The organism is Methylobacterium sp. WL64, assembly GCF_008039945.1.
In the GTDB taxonomy this organism is placed as follows: Bacteria; Pseudomonadota; Alphaproteobacteria; order Rhizobiales; family Beijerinckiaceae; genus Methylobacterium.
Genome location: NZ_VRVA01000171.1, coordinates 1 through 8,253, shown reverse-complemented (window position 1 = coordinate 8,253; position 8,253 = coordinate 1). Strand labels below are relative to the sequence as shown.

Genomic DNA, 8,253 nt, shown 5'->3' with positions numbered 1-8,253 from the left:
CCCCCGGCCTGCTTGCCCACAAACAGGCCGAGCGCAACGCCGAGCCGTTCGTCTTCAACTCCGGTCGCCGGGTCGAGGAGCACCCGCGGCGTGTTTCCCGCCAGCGATACGCCCGCGTCGGCGCAGCCGAAGGCCGGCAGGATCAGGTCAGCTGACCCGGGATGGACCGCGTGCTCCAGGATGTGCAGTGGCGAGGTCGGATCGTCCGCCGACCGGCATACCCTCTGGCCCTGTCGGCGAAGGCTTGCAGGCCAATCGGTGACGGGAGGGCGATGTCGGTTCTCACGGCTGGGTTTCCTCGACGAGCGGCTCGCCTTCGTCGAGCGCCGTGACGATCCGGGTCCGCACGAGCTTCAATGCGGCTTGTACCGGATCGGCCCAGTCAGGCCGTTGGGCCTTCTGGATGGCCTCAGACGGCACGACGACGAAGAACCGCGTCCGACCCCGTGAACGGGCATGCCAGAAGCCGCGAACCTCGATGCCGTCCGCGACCGGCCGCGCCTTGACGATGAAGTCCTGCCCGGCGTGTGAGAATGAGAGGCGAGGAGGCGTTGATGGCATGTAGTCTTCTGAGATCCTAAAATGGATTTTTATCGGAAAGTAGACCGTCGCGCAGGAGGTGACAACGTTATCGCGCTGCCACGTTGTAACGTGGTCACGTGGCGACGGGATCTCGACGATATCATGTGGCGCGCACCAGCCGCGGACGCGCTGGGAGCGTGCGCGCGGGCCGGGCGAGCCGTGATGTTATGGCCGCCCGGCCGACGTAGTCGCTGTTCAGGTGTTCGTCGGTGGCTTGCTGGGTTTGAAGCTTCTACCCCTTGGCTCAGCCTTCTGCGGGTCGGGCTTGTTTGCGAGCAGGCGCTTCACCCGCTCGTTGAAGTCCTCTGCCGTGACGCTCTGCGCTTTGCCGGTCTTGAGTTCGAGCGCCATCTCGGCCTCCGTGTCGTGGCCCAGGGCACGGGATTGCGCTGAGGGATGAGACCCTATGCGCCCTATCGGGGCTGAAACCTAATACGGCCAAGCTGGCGTCGAGTGGCGGCCTGATGGACGCCCCGGGCAGGGCGCTGTAGCTCTACCGCATGGCCAAAGAAATCCCCAGCGTCGGCGACCTGCGCCGCAAGTCCGAGGTGACGGACGACGAGATCGCAGCGGCTACGACCGCCTACCTGACGGATGCCAACGCCGAGCCGTTCGTCTTCAAGTCCGGTCACCGGGTCGACGTAGCCAAGGCGATCGAGATGCACCCCCAGGCCAAGAAACTGCTGGCGGAAGAGGCCACCACCCCGGGGCTGAGGCGCACGATGGTGATGACCGCTGTCCTCATGGGCTTCCCGGTCCAGGGATGAGCGATGAGCCGTCCCCGCCCGATCGGACTGCAACGCAGCATATGATGCGCCGCCTCGATGGGTTCGCCCGCGGCCTTGGGTTGGACGAGGCGATGACGCGCGAGATCGTCGAGAAGGTCGCGGCCGACATGCCGGATGTAGCGGACGACGAGCGCCTTGCTGAAGCGCGCCGCCGGATGACCGTGGCGTCGGCATAGCGCATGCTCGAGGATTCGGACCCGATCGCCGAGGCCGTGGCCGTCATCACGTCCCGCGGCCACACCGTCGAGGCCGATGACGATTTCGAACATTGGCGCGTGGATGGCGGTGTGTGGCTCACCGCCGGCGATCTGCTCGCGCTGGCCATCTGCCTGGGCCTGAACGCCGGGACCGGGAGGTTGCAGTAGCGGCGTGCGTGGAACGCACCGGCACGCGGCTGCGCAAGAACACACGCGCCAGGATCCTGGTGTTGCTGACGTGCGAGCCTCCGATTGCCGCCCAGATCGCGAGCGCGCCGGCATGCCGGCCGGGAACGGGGATGCGAGGCCAGCCTGGCCCTTGCGCGCGCCGGAGTGCTTGGGCGCGCAGGCAGGAAGAGGTGTCTGCGGGTTATTCGGTCAGCATTCGGCAATCTCCCCAGCTTTCGTTCTGAGGGCACGCATCGCTTTCTGGTTCTCGTGCGTTTCTGATTGGCAATCGCTGAGAACCGAGCGAGTTGGACGAACGAGCGGAGGCGGACATGCTACGCGGTGGGTTGCTATGGCTGATCGGAATACCGTTGCCGATCATTTTATTGCTATGGTTTTTTGGTGTTTTTCACTGAACCGGGGGGCGTACGGGCATGTCTTACACGATCGAAGTCACGATTGCCGAGCCTGCCTCATCCGATGAGGAGGTAGAGACGCGCATGTATCAACTGCCGGATCCCTACGAGACGGTAGCGAGCGCTAGAGAGGCCGCTGTCGCACATATCGCCAGCCTCGACGTGGCGCCGGCGGTGGTGATCTACACTGTATTCGATCGTGAAGGCTTTACGGTTGCCTCCAGTGTCGATGAATTGGCCGAGGCCGGGTGACGACGACGCTCTAAATCCCGGCTCTCGACCGCCTCGACCACGCTTAGATACGAAAAGGCCACGCCCGAAGGGGCGGCCCGAAGACTTGAGAGGAAACGCCCTTGGGAGGAAACGCCCTTGGGAGGGCTGCAGGACAGCGACGCCATCGCGATCCGACGTGATCGACGTATGCCGACCGACCTCAGCAAACAATCGCCGGCAGGCTCCGTTTTACGCAGCCGTGAAGCTGACGTCCTTCCCAGGCTGCATTCACACCATCGCTTCGGGCCATAGTCAGGTGTGGGCTATCGGCAGGTCGCCCACCTGGGTGGTGTAGCGCTGGGTGCGCATCTCGAACGTCGCGTTCCCTTCCCGCTTGGCCACCAGTCCCGCACGGGCCGGCACCATTGAGCCACGCCCCCAGCGTGCATTGCAGGCGTCCATGGCTGCCATCAGCGGCTCGGATCGCCGTGGGCGTCGGCGCCGAAGCAAAAGTCGAGCGCCGCTTCGCGCACCGTCGCCCATCGCGCCGGGGTCCGGTGGCGGCACGGCGAGGCACGTTCGGAGATGTTCTCGCTGGCCCCGTGCCACATCGCGGCGGGGTTCGGGATCAACGTGGAGGCGAGACCGGATGACATCCGGTCGAGCTACGCCGAGGGCAGCCACTGAGCCATGCGACCAGAAGCGGGGTTGCCCAGCAAGGGTTTGGCGCGGTCAGGCGCCCCCTTTGTAGCCGGCCCGCCTGGCCCCCTGCCGAGCTATCTCCAAGACACAAGCACGGCCTCGGCTTGCGAGGATGCAACCTGATGGCTTCGGCTGACCGCGGCATGGTCGAGGCGTCGAGAGCCGGATACCGCTTCCGCTACCGGGAGCCCTGCTCGTTGCCGGTTCACGAGATCATCACCTTCTGGCGTCGTACTCATGCAATGGAATGGGCCAGGGACTGTCACCGGATGACGCTCTGGTTCATGCGTCGCGTCGATACAGGGTTCGAGGTATAGCGGCATGCTGTTTTGGGCCTGGTTCGACTCCCTGTCGCTGTTCGACCAGATCGTGATCGGGACCTGCATCGCCGCGATCCTGTCTGGCATCTACAAGGTCGGCTACAAGCATGGGTTTGCGGCCGGTGAAGCCTCGACCAGGACCCGATGGAAGATCCCATGGCCCTGATTCGACTCCGACGAGTTCCGGTTCCGCATAACGCGACCAACACGTCCGCGATTGGGGCCGCGCCGATGTTCTTGGTGCGGGTGGGCGCCGGCCGCTGGTGGACGCTCAGATAGCCCGGAAGCGAGCAAGGGCTGCCCATCCGGAACGCTGACCGATTGAGGTAGGCCAGGAACGTCGAAGACGCCGCTACGCTTGACCGCTCGACATGCGTGGGAGGTGTGGTGATGAAGGTGTTTCAGATCCGTCAGGGCGCGACCGGCACGATCCTCTGGACCGGCTCGGCCGCCGACCCGATCGCGGCGTTGGACGCCATGGCCCACGAGGCCGGATACTACGATCATGCCGACATCCCCGATCACCTGCGGGCTGGTGGCCTGCATGCTGAAGAGATCCGGGTCTGACGACATCGCGCGTCACGCCGGCGATCGATCGGCTGACAATCCGAGGTGGAGGTCGATGGCGTGAGGAGCGCTGTCAGCCTGCTGGACGCGCGGCCCGATCCGATCACGGGCTGGCGGGGGAGGTCGTCTATCGCACCGGCGCCCGTGTAGGGTGCCGGGATCCGGTTAGCGCACCGTGACCTGGGCTGAAACTGTGTCGGAACAGACGGTGCGGGTCTGCGGGAGTCCGGCATGGCGAACGCAGAACGAGCGCTCGGACTTATTCAGCTACGACGTTCTGAACCGGCTCGATGGCGCGAGGTCCAGTTCGAACCAGGGCAGCCATAAGCCTCATCGCGGCTGCTGCGGCATCAGCGAGCTCGACCTCAACCCCCATACGGTCGAGCAGCGCTCCGGCGACAGCGTCCGGCACGAGGTAGGTCATCGCACCGTTGCCAAAGCCCGGCTCCAGCACCGGACCGCACTCGATGACCTCGAGACTGGTATGGCGCAGGTCGCAGCAGATCCGATCGAAGATCGCCTCCACAGCCGCAGGCGCCCCCTCCAGGGCCTGCACGAAGAACAGCCCGGTGAACATCAGCGTACCCGTGACGCCGGCCTGGACGTTGCGGCGCTGCGAGGTGGCGACCGCCGCGTCGATGGTTTGCTGCACCGCCTCGGCGTCCCCGGCGATCGTACTGCGGCTCCGATAGACCAAGCGGAACAGGCCGGTATCGTCGGGCGGTGTCATGCTGCCTCGCGCGCATCAACGAACGACAGGAACTCGCCGAGCGGCAGCGGGCGGCTGACGTGGTAGCCCTGCACCTGATCGCAGCCTTCCGCGGTCGTGAAGGCGAACTGCTCTGCCGTTTCGACCCCCTCCACCGTGATGCTCATCCCAAGGCACGTCCCCATGGTGATGATCGCCCGCACGATTGCGGCGCTCTCCGGATCGGACGGGAGCTGGCGCACGAACGACTGGTCGACCTTGATCTTGTCGAACGGGAAGCGGCGGAGATAGCTGAGCGAGGAATAGCCTGTCCCGAAATCGTCCATCGAGATGCTCACGCCGGCTGCCCGCAACCGGGTCAGCGTGGCGAGCGTGCGTTCCTCGTCCGACAGCAGCACGCCCTCGGTGATCTCGAGTTCCAGCCGGTCGGCGCTCAGGCCTCCGGCTGAAAGCGCAGCCTTCACGGTGTCGGCGAGCCGCACGTCCCGGAACTGGGCCGGCGAGAGGTTCACGGCCACGCGGATATGCGTCGGCCAACGCGCCGCCTGGGCACAGGCGGTGCGCAGCACCCATTGCCCCAACGGTCCGATCAGACCGGTTTCCTCGGCCAGCGGGATAAAGTCGGCCGGCGAGACCAGGCCACGATCCGGATGATGCCAGCGCACCAGCGCCTCGGCGGCGTTGATACGGCCGGTGCGCGCGTCGACGAGCGGTTGGTAGTACAGCTCGAACTCCTGAACGGCGATGGCGCGCCGCAGATCGGCCTCCAACCCGCGGCGGGCCTGCATTCGCGCGTCCAGCGCGGGCTCGAACCTCCGGAACGTACCCTTGCCGTCCGCCTTGGCCTTGTAGAGTGCGAGGTCGGCATTGCGCAGAAGCTGATCGGGATCGATGCCATCCATCGGGGCGAGCGCAGCGCCCACCGATGCGCCGACGTTGACGAGCATGCCGTCGATCAGGAACGGCCGGCCCATCAGATCGATGATGCGAGTCGCCAGCGCGTGCGTGGCCTCGGAGCCCGCAACGTCGACCTGAAGGACCGCGAACTCATCGCCGCCAAGGCGTGCGACGATGTCGTGCGCGCCGAGCGCTGATTTCAGGCGCTCGGCGGTCTTTCGCAGGAGCGTATCGCCAAGGCCGTGACCGAGCGTGTCGTTGACCAACTTGAACCGGTCGAGGTCGAGCATGAGGATCGCGAAAGCACGCCCGTGCTCGTGGTACGACGCCGCGTGCTGCGCGACCAATTCGTGGAAACGGGTCCGGTTGGGCAGATTGGTCAGCGCATCAGAAAAGGCCAGCAGGCGCATCCGGGACTCGGTTTGCAGGCGCTCCCGCTGGTCGCGGACGGCCAGCACGGTCTGCGGCTTGCCGCCCAGTCGGACGTCGCTGCGCAGGACGCGCACCGGGACGCGCTGCCCGTCGGCGCCGATCAGCTCCGCCTCCCGCTCCTCGCGCTCAGGCATCGTGGTGACGTCGAGCCCGGGGAACAGCTCGGACAGCTGGCGGCCGTTCAGCGCACCTGCGCCCAGGCCCGAAAGACGCTCAAGGCTGCGGTTCGCGGTCGTGATCACCATCCCGTCACAGACCGCTAGCCCCTCGACCGCGAGGCTGGCCAATTCGCGCAAGCGTTCCTGGTCTCGCCGAACCTGGGCGCGGAAATTCAGGGTCAGGCGCAGCCCGACCAAGGCCAGAGCCAGCAAGCCGAGCGATACGCCCGCCACCACGGGCGCCATCAGCTCCGGCGGGACGGCCTCGGGGGGCAGCAGGCGCGCCGGATCGAAGGTGAGCGTCATCGCGGCCATCCCGCAGAAATGCAGGATGGCGATGGCAGCGATCAGGAGTGGCGCCCCAGCGCGTCGGAGGTCGCGGCGCCGCTCGCCCGTAACGACCATGGCGGTGCCGAATACGAGCAGGCTCGTGGGGATGGACAGGGCCAACAGGTGCGGATCCCAGGCGACTGTGCCGGCGACGACGTAGGATGCCTCGCCGAGGTAGTGCAGAGCGGCGACGCTGGCGCCGAGGAGGATGCCGATCAGGAAGCGATAGGCACGACTGCGCTCGCCGATCGCCAGGGCGACGCTGATCCCGATCCCCGCTATGGCGACCATCAGCGACAGGGTGGTCAGATAGGGATCGAACGCCGCGGGCATGCCTGGCTGAAAAGCCAGCAGGCCGATCATGTGAGTGGCCCAGGCGGTGCAGCCCGAGGCGATGATGCTAGCGCACGCCCAAACCGCAGCCGCGCGCCCTTCGGAACGCGCCGCATGGGTCGCGACGGAAAACGAGCCGTAGACGCCAACGATGCAGACGCCTGCAGCGAGCAGGATCAGCCCGTGATCGTGCGCCTGGGTGAGACACGTATAAACTGATCGCATACCAAGCTCCGGGGCCTAAAACCTAAGCTTGGTCAGTTAATAAATGCTGCAGAATTCGTGGTGCTAGAAGATGCATCACAGTTATTGGGCGACGTGGACCATGACTTCGAGTCGCCAATAACATAAGTTACAATGCCACTGGTCCTTGGCTGGCTGTGCGGGAGGCGGTCGCGACATTGGCCTGCCCTCACTCGGTGGCCCAACCTCGACGTTAGTGCATCGTCGGGGCGCGACGATTGCGGGGTGAGCGATCGGCCCTGAACTGCTCGGTTCCGTTGGCCAAATGACGACCTCCGGGGGAGGCGGGTGGTAGCCGAGCGACGCGTGCAATCGGATGCCGTTGTAGTGCCTCCGCCATTGCTCGATCACGGCGCGGCCTCCTTGAGGATGTCGAACATCTCGCCGTTGAGGAGTCCATCCCGCAGCTTCGCGTTGAAGCTCTCGTAGTACCCGTTCTCCCATGGACTGCTCGGCTCGATGTAGGCGGTCGTCGCTCCGACCGTTGCGATCCAGTCCTGAACGGCTTTGGCGATGAACTCCGGCCCGTTATCGGAGCGGATATGAACGGGTATCCCGCGTAGGCTGAACCGGTCCGAGAGCACGTCGATCACGTCCAGCGCCCTGAGCTTACGAGCGATCCGGATGGCCAGACCCGCGCGTGTGAACGCGTCGATGACGTTCAGCATCCGGCACTTGCGCCTGTTATGCGTGCGGTGCTCAACGAAATCGTACGACCAGTCGTAGTCGGGACGCTCCGGCGTCTTCGACCACGACGCGGATTTGCGCTGCGTCGGGCGATACTGACCCAAGACACGGCATGCGAAGCGTTCGGACACACCGTGCTCGGCAACGACGTCGTCGACACAAGCCCGGCGGCGAGCTGGGCTCAAAAGTTTCCCGATGCCGCCTCCTTCAGGATCAGCTTCTCCAAGGTCAGGTCAGAGATCGCCCAACGAAGGCGCTAATTCTCGGTCTCCAGGGACTTCAGCCGCTTGACCTGATCACCCTTCAGGCCACCGTATTCGGACCGCCAAAGGAAATACGTGGCCTCGGTCACCTCGATGGATCGAATTGCTTCGGCGACCTTGCGTATTCATCCGGCGTGGGCCGCGGGGGTCCTATTTCGGGTCTGACTCACTTTCGGTGCAGGGGAGTTGATGGATCTCGGCTTCGGTCGTCGGAGATCCTGCCATGCCTCGCAGCCTGCATCCCAACT

Annotated in this window: 10 protein-coding genes and 4 pseudogenes; 6 read left to right on the top strand and 8 right to left on the bottom strand. The window is 65.4% G+C overall.

What is annotated here, in order from left to right; translation table 11 throughout:
• From FV242_RS31145 to FV242_RS34980, 3 genes and pseudogenes are all read right to left on the bottom strand, one after another.
• Positions 1–215: pseudogene (locus FV242_RS31145) on the bottom strand (Na+/H+ antiporter NhaA); the annotation flags it as partial.
• A 67-nt stretch (positions 216–282) separates the two neighbouring features.
• Positions 283–561, bottom strand: coding sequence for a hypothetical protein (locus tag FV242_RS31140; protein WP_147909900.1), 279 nt, complete (start codon positions 559–561; stop codon positions 283–285).
• Positions 562–777: 216 nt separating this feature from the next.
• Positions 778–933, bottom strand: a complete 156-nt coding sequence (locus tag FV242_RS34980; protein ID WP_187193444.1) for a hypothetical protein — start codon at positions 931–933, stop codon at positions 778–780.
• Between the two features lie 149 nt (positions 934–1,082).
• Here FV242_RS34980 and FV242_RS31135 point away from each other — a divergent pair, with 149 nt between their 5' ends.
• The 4 genes from FV242_RS31135 to FV242_RS31120 all read left to right on the top strand — a co-directional run bounded on the left by FV242_RS31135 (position 1,083) and on the right by FV242_RS31120 (position 2,403).
• On the top strand, positions 1,083–1,349 hold the full coding sequence (locus FV242_RS31135) for a hypothetical protein (protein WP_147941623.1): 267 nt from the start codon (positions 1,083–1,085) through the stop codon (positions 1,347–1,349).
• Between the two features lie 44 nt (positions 1,350–1,393).
• Positions 1,394–1,546 carry a hypothetical protein gene (locus FV242_RS31130; protein ID WP_246692973.1) on the top strand — a complete coding sequence of 51 codons (153 nt, stop codon included), beginning with the start codon at positions 1,394–1,396 and terminating at the stop codon, positions 1,544–1,546.
• A gap of 3 nt (positions 1,547–1,549) precedes the next feature.
• A complete protein-coding gene (locus FV242_RS31125) occupies positions 1,550–1,735 on the top strand; it encodes a hypothetical protein (protein ID WP_147909903.1) in 186 nt (61 codons plus the stop codon).
• Positions 1,736–2,169: 434 nt separating this feature from the next.
• Positions 2,170–2,403: a hypothetical protein gene (locus FV242_RS31120; protein WP_147941622.1), complete on the top strand. Its 234-nt coding sequence runs from the start codon at positions 2,170–2,172 to the stop codon at positions 2,401–2,403.
• Between the two features lie 273 nt (positions 2,404–2,676).
• Here FV242_RS31120 and FV242_RS31115 read toward each other — a convergent pair.
• Positions 2,677–2,850, bottom strand: a pseudogene (locus FV242_RS31115) (DUF4113 domain-containing protein); the annotation flags it as partial.
• 537 nt (positions 2,851–3,387) lie between these two features.
• On the opposite strand from FV242_RS31115, the gene FV242_RS34975 reads away from it, so the two are divergent.
• Together FV242_RS34975 and FV242_RS34970 are read left to right on the top strand one after the other, a co-directional pair.
• Positions 3,388–3,552 carry a hypothetical protein gene (locus FV242_RS34975; protein ID WP_187193443.1) on the top strand — a complete coding sequence of 55 codons (165 nt, stop codon included), beginning with the start codon at positions 3,388–3,390 and terminating at the stop codon, positions 3,550–3,552.
• Between the two features lie 224 nt (positions 3,553–3,776).
• A complete protein-coding gene (locus tag FV242_RS34970; RefSeq protein WP_187193442.1) occupies positions 3,777–3,953 on the top strand; it encodes a hypothetical protein in 177 nt (58 codons plus the stop codon).
• 259 nt (positions 3,954–4,212) lie between these two features.
• On the opposite strand, the gene FV242_RS31105 is transcribed toward FV242_RS34970, so the two are convergent.
• From FV242_RS31105 to FV242_RS31095, 4 genes and pseudogenes are all read right to left on the bottom strand, one after another.
• On the bottom strand, positions 4,213–4,683 hold the full coding sequence (locus FV242_RS31105; RefSeq protein WP_147941619.1) for a BLUF domain-containing protein: 471 nt from the start codon (positions 4,681–4,683) through the stop codon (positions 4,213–4,215).
• The gene (locus FV242_RS31100; RefSeq protein ID WP_246692974.1) at positions 4,680–6,455 is read right to left on the bottom strand and encodes a bifunctional diguanylate cyclase/phosphodiesterase; all 1,776 of its coding nucleotides are present in this window, start codon (positions 6,453–6,455) and stop codon (positions 4,680–4,682) included. Before FV242_RS31100 ends, FV242_RS31105 begins: the two co-directional genes overlap by 4 nt.
• Before the next feature lie 117 nt (positions 6,456–6,572).
• A pseudogene (locus FV242_RS35920) lies at positions 6,573–6,812 on the bottom strand (MHYT domain-containing protein); the annotation flags it as partial.
• Between the two features lie 436 nt (positions 6,813–7,248).
• Positions 7,249–8,127, bottom strand: a pseudogene (locus FV242_RS31095) (integrase core domain-containing protein); the annotation flags it as partial.
• Positions 8,128–8,253: the final 126 nt, after the last annotated feature.

Excerpts from the sequence above, each read along its gene's own strand:
- FV242_RS31140 (WP_147909900.1), bottom strand. The coding sequence starts at position 561 with ATGCCATCAACGCCTCCTCGCCTCTCATTCTCACACGCCGGGCAGGAC.
- FV242_RS34980 (WP_187193444.1), bottom strand. The coding sequence starts at position 933 with ATGGCGCTCGAACTCAAGACCGGCAAAGCGCAGAGCGTCACGGCAGAG.
- FV242_RS31135 (WP_147941623.1), top strand. The coding sequence starts at position 1,083 with ATGGCCAAAGAAATCCCCAGCGTCGGCGACCTGCGCCGCAAGTCCGAG.
- FV242_RS31130 (WP_246692973.1), top strand. The coding sequence starts at position 1,394 with ATGCGCCGCCTCGATGGGTTCGCCCGCGGCCTTGGGTTGGACGAGGCG.
- FV242_RS31125 (WP_147909903.1), top strand. The coding sequence starts at position 1,550 with ATGCTCGAGGATTCGGACCCGATCGCCGAGGCCGTGGCCGTCATCACG.
- FV242_RS31120 (WP_147941622.1), top strand. The coding sequence starts at position 2,170 with ATGTCTTACACGATCGAAGTCACGATTGCCGAGCCTGCCTCATCCGAT.
- FV242_RS34975 (WP_187193443.1), top strand. The coding sequence starts at position 3,388 with ATGCTGTTTTGGGCCTGGTTCGACTCCCTGTCGCTGTTCGACCAGATC.
- FV242_RS34970 (WP_187193442.1), top strand. The coding sequence starts at position 3,777 with ATGAAGGTGTTTCAGATCCGTCAGGGCGCGACCGGCACGATCCTCTGG.
- FV242_RS31105 (WP_147941619.1), bottom strand. The coding sequence starts at position 4,683 with ATGACACCGCCCGACGATACCGGCCTGTTCCGCTTGGTCTATCGGAGC.
- FV242_RS31100 (WP_246692974.1), bottom strand. The coding sequence starts at position 6,455 with ATGACGCTCACCTTCGATCCGGCGCGCCTGCTGCCCCCCGAGGCCGTC.